The organism is Mucilaginibacter achroorhodeus (genome assembly GCF_007846095.1).
GTDB lineage: Bacteria > Bacteroidota > Bacteroidia > Sphingobacteriales > Sphingobacteriaceae > Mucilaginibacter > Mucilaginibacter achroorhodeus.
The window spans coordinates 51680-74664 of sequence record NZ_VOEI01000004.1 but is presented as its reverse complement, the minus strand read 5'-3'; the positions used below and the strand labels follow the sequence as shown (position 1 = coordinate 74664).

Below are 22985 nucleotides of genomic sequence, written 5' to 3'. Positions count from 1 at the left end.
GCTGACGAAGTTGCCGATGTAATTGCGTATTAATTAGCATTTTTGCCAAAATTTACAGCTATGAGTTGGTTCCTGGTTATTTTGGGTGGCGTGTTCGAGGTGTTGTTTGCATCTTGCCTGGGCAAGGTAAGGCAAACCAGCGGCACCGAAATGTATATGTGGTTTGCAGGTTTCCTGGTATCACTTATCATCAGCATGGGCCTGCTTATGAAAGCTACGCAAACCTTACCTATAGGAACTGCTTACGCCGTGTGGACAGGCATTGGAGCCGTCGGATCTGCCATTGTTGGCATACTCATCTTTAAAGAACCTGCAACCTTTTGGCGCTTGTTTTTTATCACTACGCTTATTGGCTCTATTGTAGGATTAAAAGCTGTTAGTCACTGACTTTATACAGCCTTGCCGACCTATGATTTGTTTGAAGGCAACTTAAACCACTTCAAATCCGTAATACAGCAAAAAGACCATCTTCACCGGGATGAGCAAAATTCTGTCTGTCAATTTTCATACAGGTATTAATCACCTCAGCAGCAAATGGCGTAAGCTGATAGGCCATGCCGACGATTTCTCTTTAGAGTCGCGCATATTTCATTCTATTAGCTTAGGTGTAATTGTGCTGGCTGCATTTTATATACCGTATAACTTGTACGCCGGCTTAAGGGTAGCATCTCTATCTTGTTTAGTTATCGTCTGCTTTTTCATGTACCAGTATTATTATTCGAGAGTTAAAGGTATTATGTACCGTAGCCTCGTGTTTGGCTTGATGGGGCTGATCATATTGCCGGTTAACTATTTTATTAACGCCGGTATCAGCGGCTCAACAGACTTGATGTGGCCTGCTTTTCTGGTATTGTTGCTTACTATATGCCCCAGCCGATATCAGTTAGCCTGGGTGATTACCTACCTCATTGTTTTTGCTATTGTTCACTGGATAGAATTTCAATATCCGCAGTTGGTCCAATACCCTTTCCGTTATGGCAAGGGGCAATTTATCGACCGTATTACGGCATTCCCCATGCCCGTTATCGGTATGGCAATAGTGGTTGGCCTGTTCAGGCGTAGCTACGACCGCGAGAAAGCAAAAGTAGAACAGCGCGACGCAGAAAAAAGCCGCCTTTTATCCATCCTATCGCACGATTTCAGAGCACCGCTTATACATATCGGCCATTATCTTGAGTTACTCAATGACACTTCGTTATCTACCGCAGAGCGCAACTCTATGGAGACAAAACTTCGCGAAGCAAATGACCAAACCCTGCACATGGTTACCAACCTGCTTTACTGGTCGCGCTCGCAGATGGAAGGTACCGCCACAGATATTGTGAAGCTGTCACTTTTAAATACACTTAAAAACCCAATGGCAATTGCAGCGGTACAGGCAGCACATAAGAAAATCAACTTTATTCAGAATATTGACCCCGAGACCAAGATATATGCTGATGCTGATATGCTGCAGTTGGTGGTGCGCAACTTGTTACAAAATGCAGTGAAATTTACGCCTGCTGGCGGCTCTATCAGCATCAAATCAATAGTCGAGGCAGATAATTGTAAGATCATCATCGCAGATAACGGCGCGGGCATTTCGCCGGGGCAACTATCAACCATCTTTAACGGCAAACCCAAGCCTACCTACGGCACCGAAAATGAAAAAGGTGTTGGATTAGGGCTTATGATATGCAAAGAATTTATGGATCATCAGGGAGGCCATATCACAGCGGATAGCAAAGCAGGGGAAGGCTCCGTATTCACGATCATCATCCCACTTGCTAACAACTAAGATGTTATTATAGTCAACAAAAAAGGCCCTTTATTGGGCCTTTTTTCGTTATTGGTATTTGAATGACTTATCCGGATGTTGTGGTGAGACCACTGCGGGTATAGGCTTGGTCTTGATCTCGTTTTGCAGATACTTTACGGCTGCTTCTAACTGAGCATCCCTACCTTTGTAACTTTCATAAGGCAGGTTATCAACCTCAATATCCGGTTCTACGCCGCGGCCTTCTATCAGCCACTTACCTTCGGGGCCAAATACACCGGTTTCTGCAGCGGTGGCAATTCCATCATCAACCAGTTTATTATCTGATGACAGCCAGATCTCGCCACCCCAGGTACGCATACCTATCACTTTACCCAAGCCAAGCCTGCGGAAACCTTCTGATACGGCCTCACCATCAGACGCGGTCTGCTGATCGCACAGCAATACCATGTGCCCGCGGAACGCATACTGCATATTCCATGTTGGGCCGCCTGTTCTGCCCTGCCAGTACATCCAGGCTTTGCGCATCAGTTTCTCCAATACCCAGCTATCAATGTTTCCGCCAAAATTCTGCCTCACGTCAAGTATCAATCCTTTGCGATTAAAGATCGGATAGAACTGCTTTACAAAATCGTCCATATCATCGCCCCCCATGGCTTTGAGATGGATGTATCCAATATCGTTATTGCTTGCGCTATCAACCTTTAACCTTCTTGAGTATTCCCATTCTGCATATCTCAAATTATAAAAACTACGTGGACTAAACGGTTTCACTACCTGCTCATAACGTTTGCTGGCCTTATCGGCGAGCGTAAGCTTAACGGGTATATCAACCTTATTAGTAAGCAGCTCACCTATATCCCCTACATCTTTTAGCGGCACATTGTTGATCTCGGTAATAATGTCTCCTTCTTTAATTCTCAATTCGGGCTTTCCCAGCGGCGATACGTTGTCGAAATCCGGGTCGGCTTTGTAGATGTGTTCTATCTTGAAACCTTTGTCTGTTTTCGCAAGTTTCGCACCCAGCATACCCACCGGTATTTTATCAGAAGGTGTACGTTTATCACCTCCGTATACAAAGGTATGCAGGGCAGATAGCTCACCCACCATCTGGCTTAGCAGGTCATCCAGTTCGTATCGGTCGGTAACGCGAGGCAATAGAGGCTCATATTGCTTTTTTACAGCCGCCCAGTCTACCTTATGCAGGTCGCGGTCGTAGAAATAATCACGCATCATTCGCCACGCGTCATCAAACATTTCCTGCCAGTCTTTCTGCGGCTCTATCGCAAAGCTCCAATTGTTGAGCTCTACCTTGGCTTTAGCTGCATCAACCTTGCTGCCATCAGCATCTGCTACAGCTAAATTCTGATTGGTGTAGCGTATTAGTATCTTTTTGCCGTTGGCAGAAGCCACATAATCGCGAACGCCTGATGCTACCTCTGTTGGCTCTATTTTCTTGCTTTCGGTAATTTTAAGGGCATATATTTTTGCCCCTCCTTCATCTCCATCATCGCCGGCATCAACCCAGTATAAATACCCATTTACAACGCTGAGGCTGCCGATGTTGCCGCTTTTAACCGGTACCTGGTACAACGACCGCTGTGCTATAGCCCAATCATAAACCCTGGCAGGTTGTACTCCCGGTTTCTTTTTACTTACCTTTTTTGTTTGTGGAACACCTTGTTTATCTACGGTAGTAAATACCGAATCAGTCAGCCATGAATCGGTTTGCAGGAAGGGAAACTTTGCAGCAGTATCCAAAGCCATTGCATAAATATTGGTGGTTTTGGTGTAGTATGGTTCCGGCTGCCTTGGCCCCCATGGCGAGCGTACTACTGAGCGCAGATTACGATCGCTCAGGAAATAAAGCCACTTGCCATCTGCAGACCATGCCGGGTTGTTACTGCTTAAGCGCGTTGTGGTTACCGGCGTAAGTTTCATGCTGCGGGTGTCAATTACCGCTACCTGTGAATTTAAATTTTCCAGGTTCTGCGAAATATTGAGGAAAGTACTGTTAGGCGACCATGATATCTCATTAACCCCGGCGTAAGCTTTATCATATGTGAATTTTACCGCACCGGTAGCGGTTTCTGCAATGCGTAAAACGTCATTCTTATCTGTATAAGCGATGAATTTACCATCAGGCGAAACAGCGAAAGAAGAAATGATAACCTTAGTGCCTTTGGTAAGTTGTTTAGCCTCGCCGCTGCCATCGGCATTTACACGCCAAACTTCGTATTCACCGCCTTCATCAGATAAAACCGCGATACTTTTATCATCAATAAAGTGCACATCTTTTACACGGATGCCGCTTTTGCGGGTAATTTCAACCCAACGGTCACTCTTGGCCGGCGATACAAACAACCGGCCGCGACTAACTATAGCCACATAAGTACCCTTGGGCGATATGTCAGAGTAGCTGATTGATTTTACAGGGCTTTTGATCCATTTTGGCTTGCGCTGATCAAAATCCGATACCAGACTGATGTTTAACGGCTTTTCTGCATTGGAGGCAATATCATAAACATAAATATCTGCACCTTTCTGGTAGGCTATCCTACCCTCGTCCATAGATGGTGTTTGGAGATCCCAGCCTTTTGAGAAGGTGTGTTGCTTTAAATCTTTCCCTTCTTTATCTATCGACCATAAATTCATGGTACCGTCCCTATCGGTAAGAAAATAAACCCGGCCGTTGTAATACATCGGGTTGGTACTGGTACCTTCGAAATCGCCTGTCAGGCTCTTTGCTTCCTGCTTGCCGTCAAATTTCCATAGTTGCTCTATCAAACCGCCTTTGTAACGCTTGGTCTTGCTGCCCTGGTTAGGAAAACGGGTAAAGTACAGGATGCCGTTTTCGTCATAAGTACCTATGGATGCTTGCCATAATGGTACTGTTTGGCGTTTGAGGGTAACAGGGTCTAATTTTATAAGCTGTGGCTGAGGTAGGGATGTATTCCCTTCGCTTCGGTAAAGTATCTTGCCGTCTTTCGTCCAGCCGGAAATGTACTGGCCACCGGTAAGTTCATAGGTTAAGCGTTTGGGCACCCCGCCGTTTACATCCATAAGGTATACTTCTGTAGTACCTTCGTATTGACCCAGAAAAGCCACCTGCTTACCATCAGGAGATATGGCGGGGTTCAATTCTACCCCGTCGTTAGTTGTTAACCTGCTGGTTTGGTTGCTGCTGAGATCGTACTTCCAAAGGTCACCTTCGGCGGTAAAGATCACTGTGTTTTGATGCAGGGCAGGCGTGCGGTAGTAGCCTTTTTGCTGCCCATAAGAGGTTGACACTGCCAGCAGTGCCAACACCGATAATAAGGGTTTAACCAACATTGCTTAGGATTAAGTGCCTAAATATAGTTAAACCACTGAAAATAAACGCACAAGGCGATTCCTAAAAAATGTTAAATTAAGCCAGAAAATAAAAATGCGTTACAACCTTTGATTTTCGAAAATATTTTCCCTGTTTTACAACATACACTTTCATTTAAATGAACAAACAACCTATAGGCGTACAAATCTTAAATAATGTGATCAGCATTATTGTGATTGTCATTTGTTCAAAATGGGAGGCCGCCTTGCTATAATTAAATTTTAAATAAAATAATTTGCAGCCTCCCACGAAAGTTGGGAGGCTTTTTTTTTGCTATGAAACGAGAAAAGCTTACTTCAAAACTGTTCAGCCTTAGCTGCGAAAATCAGAAGGAAATACTATCAAAAGTTATAGGGTTATTTACCCGGACGGGCTACGAGATAATTACCCTTGCACAATCTCAAACTGATGTTGCGGATACCGTGTTGATAACCATTGAAGCAAAAATACCTGCGCAACAGGTAGATAACATGCTGCTGAGGATACGTAAAGTGATAGGGGTAATTGATGTTACTATTGCATTTGGTTCTGTCTTGAGATCTGCTATGTACAGGGTATCACTAACTAAAAATGCGAACGCTGTATGGGATATCATTAATAAACACAACGCGCGTGGAATAACGCTTTTAGAAGGTAACCAGTTACTGGTACATCAGATAGGCAAAGCAGCCGATATACAGCGCTTATTTAACGAATTGGACGGGCCGCAGTTGCTTGCTTTTCATCATTCGCCACTTACAGTAAATCAGCCCATTTCGGTAACTGAACATGAAAATCTATCCGCGGGCATTTTTAACAAAGCCGTACCATCCGCAGCTGAAAGTGCGTATGCCGAGATAGCGTAATATCTACCCTAACGCTTTGTTCAGCGCTATTACAGATGCCTTAAACTGATCGCGCGGTACAACAAACTGGATGTTAACCCGGCCATACGCTAAACCTGCTGCCAGGATGTTTATCTCATCGCGGGCAAGGGCTGCAGTGCTTTTAGCCAGCAAACCGGGCTGATCCATATTGGTACCTAATAAACAAACCATGGAAACCGGCTCGTGCTTAACACGCTCAAATTTTGTTCTCAGATCAGTTATCAGTGCTTCCTTAAAATCGTTTTCCCAAATAACAATGGATATGCTGTTTGCACTGGTTGATTTAAAGGTATAACTAACCTGGTGCGCGGCGAATATCTCCATGATAATTAAGTCGCTGCCTACGTTGCCGGTCATCAACGGGTCGTAAATATCGATCAGTAATTGCTTATCGGTGCCGGTGATCACCTCTACCCTTTTCAGTTGCGAAACATATTGGCGGGTTATCAGCGTACCGGGATGCGCTGGTTCAAAGGTGTTTTTGATGCGCAGATGGATGCCGGCCATTTCCAATGGCTTAGCAGCCTTTGGGTGTATAGCTTCCATGCCAACATCGGCAAGCTGATCGGCAATATCATAGTTAGTATTACCTACTGGGTGCACGTTATCGATACCAACAATATTAGGGTCGGCAGTTGAAAGGTGATATTCCTTGTGGATAATGGCCTCATCAGGCTTAAGTATGGATGCTATTTTACTGAACGTTACCTCAGAATACCCGCGGTCAAACTCGCGCATAATGCCTTCTGTACCTTTAGCGTAACCGGTTACAATACAAATGCTGTTTGGCAGATCTATTTTAGCAAAGGCATCTTTAATACGCTCGTCAATTGTCATGGCGCGAGAATCGTCAAAACCGGCCATATCTACCAACACGGCATTAAGTCCCCTGGTTTTAAGGATAGCAGCCAGCACCATGGCCGAATGCGTTTCGCCAATGGAAGCCAGGATCTCTCGGGCAGCCAATAACACACCCTCATTAAGATAACCGGAAGCCAGCATTGTAGAGGCGCTATCCAGGTAAACGATAGCCTTTGCCATGTGCTGATCTATCTGCGCATCAGCCCAGGTAACATCAAGGCCCAGATCGCCATATACTGCATTTAAACGCTTAAGTTCCACAGAAACCTCGTTAAGTGCTGTCCGGTAATCCTCTCCTTTTGCAAAACGATGATAAACACCCGGCGCTTTAGTTTTCTTATTCTCCAGTAAAATATTGGTAACGCCGGAGAACGCTGATACAACAAGGATTCGATTGTATGGCGAATCGCCGTAAAACACAATGTTATCAATTACATCTTTAAGGGCACTCATTGATGTGCCGCCAATTTTTTCAACTGTTAACCGGGTATTCATGCCGCAAATGTATAATATCAAACGGTATTTGGGTACTTAATCTATTTTAATAAATGCCCGGCAGTTGCTGTTTACCAAATATGCTGTGCACTAAAAAGTGCCCCTACGATTTAATATGACGGTTTTATGCCATTAAAAAGTCATTTAGAAAAATATCTACAAAATACGTAGACATTATATATTTTTAATCTATATTTGCATCGAAGTTCTTTTTAAGACTTATCCAGAAAGACCGAGGGAATGGCCCTTTGACGTCTTAGCAACCTCTGCCCCTGCGTTGGCGAAAGGTGCTAAATCCTGCTCCTGTTAAACAGGAGAAAGATAAGCGAGTGCAATTTATTTGCCGCAATTAACCGGTACTTACCTGGCGAGTTTATAAAAAGACAAACAACAAACGTTACCCTACAAACCACTATGAAAACAGCTTTTACGCAAACTGTATCGTTATCCCTAACCCCTTTTGCTTTATGCAAGCGAATGCCTGGCATGTGTTGTTGCTGCTGTTGTTAACCCAGTAACATTAACTCCATTTAATTTATTGCATACTCATTAATGCAGGTAGGTTTTACCGGGCAAAGTAGATAGGTATGCCATGTTCAAAACTTTATTTCACAGTAAAAAATGTCAAAAATTTACAAACTCTTACTGGTGGCTTTACTACCGGTAATCATTGTTCAGCACTTATCGGCCCAATCAATTAAGGTAAGCGGCGTGGTAACTGCCAAAGCCGACGGCCAGCCTTTACCGGGTGTTAGTGTGGCCGTACAAGGTACAACCAATGGCACCCAAACAGATGTTCAGGGCCGCTTTAGTATCAATGCCAAAGTAAATGATGTGCTACAGGTATCCTACCTGGGCTTCACCACACAGCGCATCACCATTACGCAAAATTCCGCCCCGCTGCAGATAGTTTTAGTGGAGGCACCTAACTCACTTAATGAGGTGGTGGTGACCGCACTAAACATCAGCAAGGATAAAAAATCTTTAGGCTACGCGGTTCAGGGACTTAAGTCGAAAGACATATCCGAAGCTAAAGAAACCAACCTTGTAAATGCGCTTGCCGGAAAAATAGCCGGTGTTACTGTTACCAACAGCCAGGGCGATATGGGTTCATCTCGTATTGTTATACGTGGCGAGGTATCTATCTCCGGCAATAACCAACCCCTGTTTGTGGTAGATGGTGTATTGGTGGATAACACGCAGCAGTTAGGCACAAACGGTTCGCGCGATTTTCCCAACTCACTATCTGATTTCAACTCTGAGGATATCGAATCTATTACCGTTCTGAAAGGCCCTAACGCTGCAGCTTTATACGGTTCGCGTGCGGCTTCGGGCGTTATCCTTATCAAAACTAAAACCGGCAAGGGTGTAAAAGGCATTGGCGTTACCATTAACTCTAACACCAGCTTTGCTACTCTTAAAGTTTTCCCTGACTACCAAAATTCATACGGACAAGGCGCTAACGGCAAGTTCAGTTATGTTGATGGCAAGGGTGGCGGCGTTAACGACGGTGTTGACGAAAGCTGGGGCCCGCGCTTGGATGGCCGCCTGATACCGCAATTTTACTCCAACGGCACACCGGTGCCTTTTGTAGCGCATCCGGATAATGTTCGCAGTTTCTTTAATACCGGTGTTACCTTAAACAACGGTGTAGCCTTTGCAGGCAGCAGCGACAAATTTGATTTCCGAGCATCGTACAATAATCTGCACCAAACCGGTGTGGTACCTAATTCATCATTGGGACGAAACTCGTTCTCGCTGAACACAACCTTCAGGCCTAACGATAAACTTACCGTTACCACAACCGCTAATTACATCAAAGACGATGCAGGAAACTTACCGGGAACCTATGGCAGGCGTGCAACAAGCACCATGCTTCAATTTACATGGTTTGGCCGCCAGGTTGATGTAAGCCAGCTAAAAAATTACCGCGACGCCAACGGAAATACGTTTAACTGGAATAACAGCTACTACAGTAATCCATATTTTATCGCTTATGAAAATACCGTTGGCCAGTTCAAAAATCATTTTATAGGGAGCGCTGAGGTAAACTACAAGATCATCAAAGGCTTATCTGCCAACCTGCGCACCGGTACCGATTTCTATAACGACAGACGAAAGATAAAAGTGGCTTACGGCACAAACGGTACCCCATTTGGGTCTTATGAAGAAGATGCTTACTATGTAAACGAGACCAATACCGAAGGCCGCTTACAGTACACCAAAAAGCTGAACAAAGATTTTTCTTTAGACGCTTTTGTGGGTGGCAACATTGGTACTACAACCCGCGAGCAGAACGACCAAATAGCGCCGAAACTTGCCGTTGCAGGCTTGTACACGCTAAGCAACTCGCGCGACCCGCTGGTATCTTCAAATGTTTACGGCAAACTTAAAACATATAGCTACTTCGCTTCGGCACAGATAGGTTTTAGAGATTATGCCTTTATCAACGTAACCGGCCGTAACGATTGGTCGTCTACCCTGCCTGCTGCTAACCTTTCTTACTTCTACCCGTCTGTTAATGGTAGTTTGGTGCTTTCAGAAGCGCTGGATTTAAAAAGCGATATATTAAGCTATCTAAAAGTACGCGGCGGATGGTCAAAAGTTGGTAAAGCAACCGATCCGTACCAGTTAATTAATACTTATGGGTTTCTGGCACCGTTTAATCTGAGTCAGCCCGGCGGTGGTACAGTGGCTAATCCGCAGCAGTTGCTTAACTCAACAGACCTTAATCCGAATTTGAAACCGGAAACTACCACATCTACAGAAGCCGGCGTTGAGGCTGGTTTCCTTAATAATCGCCTGCGACTTGACGTGAGCTTGTACAATACCAATAGCGTTAACCAGATACTGGCGGTACTGGTAAGCCCGAGCACCGGCTTTAATTATAAGCTTATCAATGGCGGTAATCTTAACAATAAAGGTATTGAGGTTCAATTGTCTGCAACCCCAATAAAAAACAGTGACTTTAACTGGGATGTTACCTTAAACTATTCTCGTAATAAGAGCAAAGTATTATCGCTGTACAGTGAAGGCAACCTGCAAACCTACATTCTTGGATCAAATCGTACAGTTGATGTTGTAGCTGCCGTAGGTCTGCCGTATGGTACACTGTTCGGAACATCGTATACCCGCGATGCATCAGGCAACATCGTTATTGGCGACAATGGCACACCCATTGTAAACAATACTAAGAAAGCCCTGGGTAAATTTACTCCGGATTGGTTGGGCAGCATCAATAATAGCTTCACTTACAAAGGCATTAATCTTAGTGTGCTGGTTGATGCCCGTATTGGCGGTTCTATTTACTCCAACACTAACCGCACCGGCACTTACACAGGCGTGTTGGCATCTACGTTACCCGGCAGAGGTGCCGAGAATGGCGGTTTATCTTACTACTACCCAGGCAACAACACATCAGCTAATGCGGTACAAGTGGGTACCGGAGCAAACGCACCAAACGGCGAGACCATTTATGACGACGGTATGGTATGGAAGGGTGTTAAGGCAGATGGATCTGCAAACAGCAAAATTGTTTCGGCCCAAACTTACTACAAAGGCTATACTAACGTAGACGAGGCTTTTGTTTACAGCGCTTCATTCGTAAAACTGCGCGAAGTAAAGTTGGGATACACCCTGCCGCAGAATTGGGTTAAAGGCATCGGCCTGCAATCGGCAACGGTATCATTGGTTGGCCGTAACCTCTGGATCATACACAAAAAGGTACCCAACATTGATCCTGAAACAGCATTTAACAGCGGTAACGCACAAGGTTTAGAAGACCTTACGCTGCCTACTGTACGTAACCTTGGTTTTAACGTGAACCTCAAATTCTAAACAATGAAAATTAAATATTTAGCCACCATCATATCAGGAACACTGCTTTTATCGGCAACAGCCTGCAAAAAAACCATTGAGGATATAAACAAAAATCCAAACGCGTCAGAAACCGGTCAGCCGGATTATATCTTAACCGGCGTAACTAAAGCTTTGGCAGATACCTATTGGGGGACATCCAATAATATGGATGCCAGCTTGCTTTGGGTGCAAAACTGGGCCAAAATACAGTACACCGATCCCGACAGGTACATCTACACCAGTACGTCTTTCAATGAGCTTTGGGGAACAGGTTACACAAGGGGCGTTGTGAACCTCAATGCACTTTTGAAAATTGCCGATGCACAAGCTAATCCAAACTACAAGGGTGTGGCTTTAGTATTAAGGTCGTGGGTCTTCCAATTGCTGACCGATAATTATGGCGATGTACCTTACACACAGGCATCCAGTATTAACGAGTTCCTGACACCTGCTTACGACAAACAAAAGGATGTGTATTTTGCCATCCTTGATGATCTGAAATCGGCTCAAACCTTCCTTAGCCCTTCAGGTCCTGCAATCGCAGGCGATATCATTTACGGCACCAGCAGTGGCGCAAACCAGATATTGCTATGGAAAAAATTTGCCAACTCGCTGCGTTTACGCATTGCCCTGCGAATTGCAGACCGGGAGCCTGAAAAGGCGAAGCAGGTACTGGCCGACATTCAAGCGGATGGCAGCGGCTACATCAGCAGCAATAGCGAGACCGCACAGTTGGTTTACGCGGCATCGCCCAACCAAAACCCTATCAGCAATTTGTTTGATACCAGGGATGATTACCGCATCAGCAAAACAATTGTAGATAAGCTTTTTGCATTAAATGACCCGCGCCTGCCGGTTTATGCCAGCAAAACAAGGGATGCTACACCGCAAACTTATGTTGGCTTGCCAAACGGACTTTTGGTAGGCGATGCCAGCAGCTATGGCTTTACCAAAACATCAAAACCGGGCACCTACTTTTTAGCGCCGAGCGCTCCGGCAGTGATCATCAGTTATGCTGAAGTACTATTTGACCAGGCCGAAGCCACCCAGCGCGGCTTTATTGCCGGCAACGCCGCCGATCTGTACAGGCAGGCTATAACTGCGTCATTAACGCAATACGGTATAGGCACGGCCGATATAAACACCTACCTGGCTCAAAGTAGCGTAGCATATGATGCGGCTAACTATCGTAAATCAATAGGCGAACAAAAATGGATCGCGCTGTTTGGCCAGGGACTTGAAGCCTATGCCGAATGGCGCCGCCTTGATTATCCGCAACTTACCCCGGCAGTTGCCGGTACACTTGGAGGCAAGATACCGCTAAGGTTTATCTACCCCGGTACAGAGCAATCGCTTAACGGCACCAGCTACAATGCTGCAGTTGCCAGCCAGGGCGCTGACGCATTAACTACCAAGTTATGGTTCGATGTGAATTGATACTTAAAAAACTTCATTTTAAAGGCTGCGAAATTTCGCAGCCTTTTTTTGTCTGAAAGCGAATCGAAATAATTTATTGAATTTTTAGAATTCTGTTATCCCTGAAATTCTTTCAATTCGGGTTCAGACATAAACAACAAAGGCCCCTGTTGGGCAGGGGCACTTTGTAACCAATTATAAACCTGAGATGAGAAACTTAAAAGAGGCGTGAGAACGGATTCGAACCGTTGTTTGGCGTTTTGCAGACGCCCGCCTAACCACTCGGCCACCCCGCCTTTTGTTTTTTAACTAGAGGTTAGAAGCGGATTTGAACCGCTGTAACAGGTGTTGCAGACCCGTGCCTCGCCTCTCGGCCACCTAACCTTAGCTTCTCCCCACCCCTTTCCTTTGGAGAGGGGCTTTAGAAGATTGTTTTTAAAAATCTCTCCTTACTGGAGAGATTTTAAAGGGACTAATCCCTTAAAATTTATTGTTTGAAAAATAGTGTGAATCACAGACCCAAACGATCTATTATATAAAACTCGTAAAATCAAAGCATTTCAAAGGATGCAAAAATTCAACAACAACAATAACCAAGCCTTTGAGAAAAGCTCGATTTAACAGCGGACGTAGATATTTTAGCGTTGATGCTCATGTTGTTTTTCTTATCTGACAGGACAAAAGTAAACACCTGAAATGAAAAATCAAAAAAAAATCTACAAAAACTATAGACTTTATATATTATTTGTATATTTGTTGTCGAAACGTTCTTTAAAACTTATCCAGAAAGACCGAGGGAATGGCCCTACGACGTCTTAGCAACCTGTACCACTTTGGTAAAAGGTGCTAAATCCTGCTCCTGTAATTAATGGAGAAAGATAAGCAATAGCAGCGTTCTGCTGCCAAGCCCCGGCGAACTGGTAAGTTTCATAAAGACATTAATTTATTTAACATATGAAAATTTACCTTGATAACGCCGCAACAACTCCATTAGATAAACAAGTATTTGAAGCCATGACGCCGTATTACCTGCAGCACTTTGGCAATGCTTCATCTCATCATGCGTTTGGCAGAGAAGTTAAAGATACGCTGGATAGTTGCCGCAAAACCATTGCGCAATTATTGAATGCCAGCCCGGAGGAGATCATATTTACATCCGGCGGCACCGAGGCAGATAATACCGCTATCCAATCTGCTATTTATGGTGCAGGAGTTGAGCATGTTATCACCACCAAATTTGAACACCATGCAGTATTGCACACCCTGCAACAATTTGAGAGAAAAGGTAAGATCAAAATAAGCTACATCGAACATGATGCTCAGGGAACATTGGACCTTATACATCTGGAAAGCTTGCTACAACAGCATCCAAAAAGCTTTGTATCAGTAATGCATGCAAATAACGAGATAGGCAACTTAAATGATATAGCTGCAATCGGCGAACTTTGCGAAAAATATAAAGCGCTTTTCCATACCGATACGGTGCAAACAATAGGTCACTATGTTCATGATCTGCAAAAACTGAAGGTTCATTATCTTGCTGCATCGGCACATAAATTTCATGGGCCAAAGGGCGTGGGATTTTTGTACTGCCGCAAGGGTACTCCCCTAACCCAACTGCTGCACGGCGGCGGCCAGGAAGCAAAATTAAGGGCGGGTACAGAAAACATAGCAGGTATAGTAGGCCTTACTAAAGCGCTGCAGCTGGCTTATGCCGATCTGAATCAACATCAACTATATATACAATCACTAAAAGACCAGTTGGTGGCAGGCTTGTTAGATAATATCAGCGGCGTTAGCTTTAATGGCAATTCTGCCAACGCAGATAAAAGTTTATACACGGTGCTTAGCGTTTGCCTGCCCAATACCGGGGACGATCTGCTGCGATGTTTGGACGAACAAGGCATAGCAGTATCCGGTGGCAGTGCCTGCTCAACCGGGGCCGCCTCACACGTATTACAGGCATTAAAACTGCGCCCCGGTCGCAATACGGTACGCTTCTCGTTCAGCCGTTTTAATACCGCTGAAGAGATTGATCGGGTGGTGAATTTATTATCTGCTTTATTGCAGCCCATCGCTGCGTAAATATTTTATAAGGCATCGCGTTCAAGAAAGGCTTCCAACAAAGGAATATGCTTATTTAAAATATATTCCTTTGTTATCCAATTTTCCAAAGTATTTTTCATACTGTTGGATTGCATAGATGTCCATCATACCACCGATGTAATCCTGAACTCTTCTCTCCCATTTTTCAATGTTGCGATAATTAGCAGGTAATAAAACCATATCCTTATTGTATTCATGATCATTATAAACTTGATAAAGTTTTGTTAAAACATGTTTGCCCAATTGTTCATATTCAATAATATCCGGTTGTCTCTTAATTGATTCAAATACTAACTTCTTCAATCCGCTAACCAATAGGCCTAAAGCTTTGTAACCCAATTTACCATCAATTAAATCTACATCCGTTACAAATGCAGCAGCTAATAACGATGTTAGTTCCTTTCGATAAAGCATGGCATATTCTTCTGATGTTTCATAAGCACCTGCTTGCTCAGCAAACTTTCGAGCGCGGACATTGAATTTTTTAAATTTCAACATTACATCTTTATACTCGTCTCGAATAGAAAATTCGTATAATAGCTCATCAATGGTAAAGTATTTTAATTTTAGCGCGTCTTCCAAATCATGAATCGCATAAGCGATTTCATCTGCTAAATCCATAATTTCACAATCTATCGTCTTATGACTAAGGTTGTAGGTATTTAGCCACTTTTCTACCAACTCGTAGTCCTTTTTGTAAAGGAACTTTTTATTAGTTAAAATTTTTTCTTCACCTTCTTCTATTTTAATTTCTGTTTCTGGTTTGAAATATTTGACAATCCCCAGCATTGTCCGAATAGTTAGATTTAATCCATTAAAATCGTGATGTCTTTCTTCAATAAAATTAAGTATCCTAAATGTTTGCGCATTTCCTTCATAAGGACTACTCACGCAAACTCCGCTAAGAAAAATCTCACCTGCGTGTCCAAAAGGCGGGTTCCCAATATCGTGCGCAAGTGAACAAGTTTGAACAGTCAAATTATCTTTTAATTTTAACCTTTTGCTAATAGTTTTTGCAATTTGAGCTACTTCATGGCTATGAGTTAATCTGTTTCTATAAAATACTTGACTCTTAGGTATAAATAATTGCATTTTCCCTTGCAAACGTCTACAAGACGATGAGTATAATACCCTCGAATAATCTATATCAGCATTATTTCGATAGTAATCTGTAATACCAGGGTATTCATTATGAACTCTTATATTTTTAACTGTTTGAATTTGTGCTTCTCTTTCTTTACAATAATCCAGAAGTTCTTTTGTAATCATGACTTAGGTTTTAATAATTATAAATATAGTTATCAGCCTCATAACTTTTCCCTATTCGTTATCGAAAAATTCGATTGGTATTGTGTTTGTTTAACTCCTACCTTCACATTTGTTAATCATCAGATACTAACCAATCAATTTTAACATGGAAAACAATTCGAATGACATCAGCAAATGCCCTTTCCACAATGGCACTTTGACCCATAACACCGCAGGTGGCGGTACCCGCAACCGCGATTGGTGGCCAAACCAGCTTAAGCTGAATATTTTACGCCAAAATTCGCAGCTTACCAACCCGATGGATGAGCAGTTTAACTATGCCGAAGAGTTTAAATCATTAGACCTGGAAGCCGTTAAACAAGACCTGCACGCGTTGATGACCGATTCGCAAGACTGGTGGCCTGCAGATTTTGGTCATTACGGCGGCTTATTCATCCGTATGGCATGGCACAGCGCCGGTACTTACCGCGTAACTGATGGCCGTGGCGGTGCCGGTGCGGGTATGCAACGTTTTGCACCTTTAAATAGCTGGCCTGATAACGTTAGCCTTGACAAAGCCCGCAGGTTACTTTGGCCTATCAAGCAAAAATATGGTAGAAAAATATCATGGGCGGATCTGATGATCCTTACCGGTAATGTGGCGTTGGAGTCGATGGGTTTTAAAACATTTGGTTTTGCCGGTGGCCGTGCAGATGTTTGGGAAGCAGATGAGTCTGTTTTTTGGGGAGCCGAAACTACCTGGCTGGGTAATGATAAACGTTATGCAGATGGCCAACCGGGTGTGGCAGCACATGGGGTTGTATCATCTGACGAAAATGCCGACGGCAATACGCATGACCGTAAACTGGAAGAACCACTTGGTGCGGCGCATATGGGTTTGATCTACGTAAACCCTGAAGGACCGGACGGTAACCCCGATCCAATTATGGCTGCGCGGGATATCCGCGAAACGTTTGGCCGCATGGCAATGAATGATGAAGAAACCGTTGCCCTTATTGCAGGTGGCCACACTTTTGGCAAAACCCACGGTGCTGCATCATCAGATAATGTTGATAAAGAGCCTGAAGCTGCTGACCTTGCTGAACAGGGTTTTGGCTGGAGCAACAAATTTGGCTCAGGTAAAGGGGCAGATACCATCACCAGTGGTTTAGAAGTAACCTGGACCACCACACCTACGCAATGGAGCAACAACTATTTTGAAAACCTTTTTGGTTTTGAATGGGAATTAACCAAAAGCCCGGGCGGGGCGCACCAATGGGTAGCTAAAACCGACCAGCATATCATACCTGATGCTTACGATCCAAACAAAAAGCATCGCCCTACCATGCTTACAACCGACCTTTCTTTAAGGTTAGATCCGGCATACGAGAAGATCTCAAGACATTTCCTGGAAAACCCTGATGCTTTTGCTGATGCTTTTTCGCGTGCATGGTTTAAATTAACACACCGTGATATGGGCCCGCGTGCTTTATATTTAGGTGCTGATGTACCACAGGAAGAATTGCTTTGGCAGGACGTTATCCCTGCTGTGGATCATGCCCTTATCGATGAAGCTGAAATTGAAAGCTTAAAAGCAAAAGTGCTTGCCTCTGGCTTAACCGTATCAGAACTGGTAGGTACTGCGTGGGCTTCGGCTTCAACTTTCCGTGGGTCTGATAAACGTGGCGGGGCCAACGGCGCACGTATACGTTTAGCTCCGCAGCGCTACTGGCAGGCAAATAACCCTGCTCAATTGCAGAAAGTATTAAGCGTGTTAGAAGGCATCCAAAATGATTTTAACGGCGCACAAAGCGGTGGCAAAAAGGTGTCATTAGCAGACCTGATCATACTGGCAGGTAACGCAGGTATCGAAAAAGCAGCTGCAGATGGTGGCCACCAGGTAAAAGTTGCGTTCACGCCTGGTCGTGGCGATGCATCACAAGAGCAAACAGATGTAGAATCATTCAGTTACCTCGAGCCTAAGGCAGATGGTTTCCGTAACTTCCGAAAAGGCAGGTTAAGAGCTTCTACCGAGGAGGCACTGATAGATAAGGCGCAACTGCTTACGCTTACTGCTCCTGAGCTTACTGCCTTAATGGGTGGCCTCAAAGTGATCAACATTAACCACGATGGTTCTAATAACGGCGTGTTCACTAACCGCCCGGGCCAGTTAAGTAATGACTGGTTTGTAAACCTGCTGGATATGGGCACCCAATGGAAAGCAGCTACGCAAGATGCTGAGCTTTACAACGGTACCGATCGCAGCACCGGCGAACAAAAGTGGACTGGTACCCGTGCAGATCTTGTATTCGGTTCAAACTCTGAGCTGCGCGCCATTGCCGAAGTTTACGCAAGCGCCGATGCAGAACAAAAATTCATCAACGACTTTGTGGCCGTTTGGACTAAGATCACCAACCTTGACAGGTTTGATGTGAAAAAATAAGCCTATATTGTTTATTATAAAAAATGCCAAAGCGATACTGCTTTGGCATTTTTTTTCAATTCACTTTCGTTCGGCACGAATGTGATGAAATGATGACCATCGAAATAGTGTAGCTCAATTTCTTTTATCTAATTTAGTAGTCGTAACTACTAAATTTACTATTATGTCATATCCAACACAACTTAGTTTCGTGTCGCTCCAGGTGAGTGACCTTGAAGTATCAGGAAAATTCTATTCGGAAGTCTTAGGCTTTAAACAGGTGGCCAAATCCCCGCCGGATGCTATCGTATTTGAGCAAAAGAACGGCGCTGCATTCGCTATCAGAAAACCAATGATAGAACTGTCTAAAGCAAACCTGCTTGGCTGGGGTGTAGCTGTATGGTTTAGCGTAGGTAACCTGGATACCTTTTTGGAAAAGAACGCAGAGAAGATATCGATAGTTAAAGACATTCATCCTACGCCGTTTGGCAGGATACTGGTGATAGCTGATCCTGACGGCTATTCGATAACTTTACAGGAAACAAAAGAAGACTGATGACAACAAGATTTTGGGTGGTGGTCACCTCACATGACCACGCCCTTGATGGTGAAAAAGCCGGTATTGTACAGGTTAACCATGGCAAGCACGCGCCGCTAAAAAGAATGGCTGCAGGAGATAAGGTTTTATACTATGCCTCAAAAACGTTCATCGGCCAAAAAGAATTATGCCAACGTTTTGTTGCGCTGGCTACAATAACTGATGATACTATTTTTCAGCACGAAATGACATCAACCTTTAAACCGTACCGGCGAAAGGCATTGTACGAGAAGATTAATGAAGCCGAGATAAGGCCATTGATCGATGGTCTCGAGTTTATCAAGGTCAAAGAAAAGTGGGGCTATATTTTCAGAACGGGTTTCTTTGAGATCAATAAACATGATTTTGACTTTATAACGTCTCAAATGCAGAACTAAATGGATACAGAAAAGGTATTTTCATATAAAGAACCGGAAGAGAACAGCGGATATTTGCTTTGGCAAGTTACCATGAAGTGGCAACTTAATATGAACAGGGCGTTAGGCAAAATGAGTCTTACGCTTACCCAGTTCTCGCTGATGGCAGGTTTATACTGGTTGAGCCAAAAACAGCACACAGTTACCCAGCAGCAGTTAGCAGATTATGCAAATACCGATAAAATGATGACCTCTAAAGTTTTGATGACCTTGGAGAAAAAGCAATTTTTAGAGAGAGTAAAAGATTCGGGAGATAGTCGTGCCAAGCGGTTAAAAATGACAGAAAAAGGCACACAAACCTTGAGGGAAGCTTATCAAGTTGTTAAGCAGGTAGATGATGTGTTTTTCAAAAACGTAGCTAAAGACAAAGCAGTGTTTGACGATCTGCTAATAAGGCTGATAAAATAATATTTAAGTTTAAATCTTATCAAACCAGGCAAAGGCCTTAAGTCACGCAGCTAAACAACACCTTCCCTATCCATCCGCATTTTATTTACTTGATAATTTCCAGGCTTTTGATGCGTACTACGCCAGTTTTTTCGATCTGATAAAACAATTAGATAAAATTTTCTTTTAAAAATACTATGCATGCATAGTATTTTTCCTAATTTGGCGTTATCTAAATAAACCGTTACTAAATGGATGATCTACTTACAGAACTATCGCAAAGACTTGAAAAAGTAAAACTTGGCGGTGGCCCTAAAAAAATAGAATCGCACAAAGCTAAAGGTAAAATGACCGCCCGCGAGCGCATCAGCTATCTTGTTGACCAGGGAGCCGAGCTGCTTGAGGTTGGCGCTTTTGCCGGCGATGGCATGTACGCCGACGAAGGCGGTTGCCCGGGTGGCGGTGTGGTTACCGTAATGGGCTACGTTAAAGGCCGCATGTGTATCATCGTATCGAACGATGCGACTGTTAAGGCTGGTGCATGGTTCCCTATTACGGCTAAGAAAATTTTGCGTGCGCAGGAAATTGCTATGGAGAACCGTATCCCTATCATTTATTTGGTAGACAGCGCCGGTGTTTTCTTGCCGATGCAGGATGAGGTTTTCCCTGATAAGGAACATTTTGGTCGCATCTTCAGGAACAATGCGCGCATGTCCTCAATGGGTGTGGTGCAGGTTTCGGCTATTATGGGCAGCTGCGTGGCGGGTGGCGCTTATTTGCCCATCATGTCAGACTATGCTTTTATTGTTGAAGGTACCGGTTCCGTTTTCCTGGCGGGATCATACCTGGTAAAATCGGCTATCGGCGAAACCGTTGATAACGAAATATTAGGTGGTGCCAGCACGCATTCGGAGATCTCGGGCGTTACCGATAATAAATATCCTGACGATAAAGCCTGCCTGGATGCCATCAAAAAAGTATTCGACAAGATGGGCCATAATGATAAAGCCGGCTTTGACCGCGCGGAGCCTATTCTGCCCAAAAAGAAACCTACTGAGATCTACAGCATTTTACCGGCCGACAGGACGAAGCCTTACGATATGCTTGAAATTATTGACCGACTGGTTGATAACTCTGATTTTGAGCAATATAAAGAGCTTTATGGCCAAACCATTATTTGTGGCTTAGGTCGCGTAAACGGCTGGGCTGTAGGCATTGTTGCCAACCAGCGCAAAATGGTAAAATCTAAAAAAGGCGAAATGCAGATGGGCGGTGTGATCTACTCCGACTCGGCAGATAAAGCGGCACGTTTTATCATGAACTGCAATCAACAGAAAATACCCCTGGTTTTTCTGCAGGATGTAAGCGGCTTTATGGTTGGCAGCCGGTCTGAGCATGGCGGCATCATAAAAGATGGTGCCAAAATGGTATCGGCAATGGCGAATTCTGTGGTGCCTAAATTCACATTTATTTTGGGCAACTCTTATGGCGCAGGCAATTATGCCATGTGCGGTAAGGCTTACGACCCGAGGCTTATCTACAGCTGGGTTACCGGGCAAATGGCTGTAATGAGCGGCGCCTCGGCCGCTAAAACCTTGCTGCAAATACAAGAAGCAGCCCTGAAAAGCAAAGGCATTGAGGTTGATCCTGAGAAAGAAAAAGAACTGCTTGACGAGATAACCCGGAAATATAACAATGAGTTAAGTCCGTACTACGCTGCGGCACGTTTATGGACGGATGGCGTGATAGACCCGCAGGAGACCCGCAAAATTATATCAATGGGTATTGAGGCGGCCAACCACGCCCCTATTACCGAACGCTACAATGTTGGCGTTATACAAACCTGATTTTACTGACCAATTATAAACCAAATTATGAACGTACATGACACTACAGCTGACGAGCAGTTGGCTATGATAAAACAAAGCGCGCGCGAATTTGCGGAGCAATACATCCGCCCCCATATAATGGATTGGGACGAGCGCCAATATTTCCCTGCTGATCTTTTTAAACAATTAGGCGAGTACGGCTTTATGGGCGTTTTAGTGCCCGAGCAATACGGCGGCAGCGGTTTAGATTACCAAACATACATTACCGTTATTGACGAGATCTCGCAGGTTTGCGGGTCAATAGGCCTGTCTGTGGCGGCGCATAACTCGCTTTGTACTAACCATATTTTAATGTTTGGTAACGAAGAGCAGAAAAGCAAATATTTGCCAAAACTTGCGACCGGCCAATGGCTGGGTGCCTGGGGATTGACCGAAACCGGCACAGGCTCTGATGCGGGCGGCATGAGCACCACCGCCGTAAAAGATGGAGACTACTGGGTACTTAACGGTTCTAAAAATTTCATTACCCATGCCATTAGCGGTGACGTTGCCGTTGTCATCGTCCGCACAGGAGAAAAGGGCGACTCGCACGGCATGACGGCCTTTGTAGTAGAAAAAGGCACGCCTGGATTCACTGCAGGTAAAAAAGAAAACAAGATGGGTATGCGCGCATCTGAAACGGCTTGCCTTTTCTTTGATAACTGCCGTGTGCCCGATGCTAATGTTTTGGGCGAGGTTGGTGATGGCTTTATCCAATCGTTGAAAGTGTTGGATGGTGGTCGCATCTCTATCGCAGCATTATCATTAGGAATTGCACATGGCGCTTACAAAGCTGCTGTTGCCTACTCAAAAGAGCGCGAACAATTTGGTAAACCTATTTCACAGTTCCAGGCTATTGCGTTTAAACTGGCAGATATGGCAACCAAAATTGAGGCTGCCGAGCTATTGATCCGTAAGGCAGGGCACTTGAAAGACAATGGTGAAAAATGCACAAAGATAGCTGCAATGGCCAAATACTATGCATCAGAAATTTGTGTAGAGGTAGCCAACGAAGGCGTACAGATCCATGGCGGCTACGGCTATACCAAAGATTACCCCGCCGAGAAATTTTACCGCGATGCCAAGCTTTGTACCATCGGTGAAGGCACATCTGAGATTCAGAAAGTGGTTATTTCGAGATTGCTGTTGGAAGAGTAATTTTTGCATTTGCATTTATAAGTTTAAAGCCCTTATCGTTAAATGATAAGGGCTTTTTTTGATACTTTACCGCTGGTATACTTCTACAATCCTACAAAGTTTCCCAACAAAAAACCCTTGCCATTTTACCGGCAAGGGTTTGGGTTTATAAACGGTT

15 protein-coding genes, 2 tRNA genes and 2 riboswitches are annotated in these 22985 nt (G+C 44.2%); of the genes, 12 read left to right on the top strand and 5 right to left on the bottom strand.

Translation table 11 applies throughout. The features are described 5' to 3' along the window. The first annotated feature begins 60 nt into the window (after window positions 1–60). On the top strand, window positions 61–387 hold the full coding sequence (locus FPZ42_RS12060; RefSeq protein ID WP_146271723.1) for a DMT family transporter: 327 nt from the start codon (window positions 61–63) through the stop codon (window positions 385–387). 91 nt (window positions 388–478) lie between these two features. Continuing rightward, entirely contained in the window at window positions 479–1777 is a 1299-nt protein-coding gene (locus FPZ42_RS12055) for a sensor histidine kinase (protein ID WP_146271721.1), read from the top strand. Window positions 1778–1825: 48 nt separating this feature from the next. Here the strand turns inward: FPZ42_RS12055 and FPZ42_RS12050 are convergent, their stop codons facing one another. Continuing rightward, window positions 1826–5089 (bottom strand): S41 family peptidase, encoded by a 3264-nt coding sequence (locus FPZ42_RS12050; RefSeq protein ID WP_146271719.1) that lies wholly within the window; start codon window positions 5087–5089, stop codon window positions 1826–1828. A 315-nt stretch (window positions 5090–5404) separates the two neighbouring features. Between FPZ42_RS12050 and FPZ42_RS12045 the strand changes: the two genes are divergently transcribed. Further along, window positions 5405–5974: an ACT domain-containing protein gene (locus FPZ42_RS12045; protein WP_146271717.1), complete on the top strand. Its 570-nt coding sequence runs from the start codon at window positions 5405–5407 to the stop codon at window positions 5972–5974. A gap of 3 nt (window positions 5975–5977) precedes the next feature. On the opposite strand, the gene FPZ42_RS12040 is transcribed toward FPZ42_RS12045, so the two are convergent. Beyond that, window positions 5978–7351: an aspartate kinase gene (locus FPZ42_RS12040; RefSeq protein ID WP_146271715.1), complete on the bottom strand. Its 1374-nt coding sequence runs from the start codon at window positions 7349–7351 to the stop codon at window positions 5978–5980. 216 nt (window positions 7352–7567) lie between these two features. Then, window positions 7568–7679: riboswitch (SAM riboswitch) on the top strand. Between the two features lie 293 nt (window positions 7680–7972). On the opposite strand from FPZ42_RS12040, the gene FPZ42_RS12035 reads away from it, so the two are divergent. Then, on the top strand, window positions 7973–11188 hold the full coding sequence (locus FPZ42_RS12035; protein ID WP_146271713.1) for a SusC/RagA family TonB-linked outer membrane protein: 3216 nt from the start codon (window positions 7973–7975) through the stop codon (window positions 11186–11188). A gap of 3 nt (window positions 11189–11191) precedes the next feature. Then, complete coding sequence (locus FPZ42_RS12030) at window positions 11192–12646, top strand: SusD/RagB family nutrient-binding outer membrane lipoprotein (RefSeq protein WP_146271711.1); 1455 nt, start codon at window positions 11192–11194, stop codon at window positions 12644–12646. A 203-nt stretch (window positions 12647–12849) separates the two neighbouring features. Here FPZ42_RS12030 and FPZ42_RS12025 read toward each other — a convergent pair. Beyond that, window positions 12850–12921: transfer RNA gene (locus FPZ42_RS12025), tRNA-Cys, on the bottom strand. 17 nt (window positions 12922–12938) lie between these two features. Then, a tRNA-Cys gene (locus FPZ42_RS12020) sits at window positions 12939–13009 on the bottom strand. A gap of 391 nt (window positions 13010–13400) precedes the next feature. Next, window positions 13401–13510: riboswitch (SAM riboswitch) on the top strand. Window positions 13511–13579: 69 nt separating this feature from the next. Between FPZ42_RS12020 and FPZ42_RS12015 the strand changes: the two genes are divergently transcribed. Then, on the top strand, window positions 13580–14710 hold the full coding sequence (locus FPZ42_RS12015) for a cysteine desulfurase family protein (RefSeq protein ID WP_146271709.1): 1131 nt from the start codon (window positions 13580–13582) through the stop codon (window positions 14708–14710). 51 nt (window positions 14711–14761) lie between these two features. On the opposite strand, the gene FPZ42_RS12010 is transcribed toward FPZ42_RS12015, so the two are convergent. Continuing rightward, entirely contained in the window at window positions 14762–16000 is a 1239-nt protein-coding gene (locus FPZ42_RS12010; RefSeq protein ID WP_146271707.1) for a deoxyguanosinetriphosphate triphosphohydrolase family protein, read from the bottom strand. Between the two features lie 145 nt (window positions 16001–16145). On the opposite strand from FPZ42_RS12010, the gene katG reads away from it, so the two are divergent. From katG to FPZ42_RS11980, 6 genes are all read left to right on the top strand, one after another. Next, complete coding sequence (gene katG, locus FPZ42_RS12005) at window positions 16146–18422, top strand: catalase/peroxidase HPI (protein ID WP_146271705.1); 2277 nt, start codon at window positions 16146–16148, stop codon at window positions 18420–18422. A 163-nt stretch (window positions 18423–18585) separates the two neighbouring features. After that, a complete protein-coding gene (locus FPZ42_RS12000; protein ID WP_146271704.1) occupies window positions 18586–18957 on the top strand; it encodes a VOC family protein in 372 nt (123 codons plus the stop codon). Then, complete coding sequence (locus FPZ42_RS11995; protein ID WP_146271702.1) at window positions 18957–19376, top strand: EVE domain-containing protein; 420 nt, start codon at window positions 18957–18959, stop codon at window positions 19374–19376. Before FPZ42_RS12000 ends, FPZ42_RS11995 begins: the two co-directional genes overlap by 1 nt. Continuing rightward, window positions 19377–19823 carry a MarR family winged helix-turn-helix transcriptional regulator gene (locus FPZ42_RS11990; RefSeq protein WP_146271701.1) on the top strand — a complete coding sequence of 149 codons (447 nt, stop codon included), beginning with the start codon at window positions 19377–19379 and terminating at the stop codon, window positions 19821–19823. A gap of 230 nt (window positions 19824–20053) precedes the next feature. Continuing rightward, window positions 20054–21649, top strand: a complete 1596-nt coding sequence (locus FPZ42_RS11985; RefSeq protein WP_146271699.1) for an acyl-CoA carboxylase subunit beta — start codon at window positions 20054–20056, stop codon at window positions 21647–21649. A 27-nt stretch (window positions 21650–21676) separates the two neighbouring features. Continuing rightward, on the top strand, window positions 21677–22828 hold the full coding sequence (locus FPZ42_RS11980; protein WP_222431575.1) for an acyl-CoA dehydrogenase family protein: 1152 nt from the start codon (window positions 21677–21679) through the stop codon (window positions 22826–22828). Window positions 22829–22985: the final 157 nt, after the last annotated feature.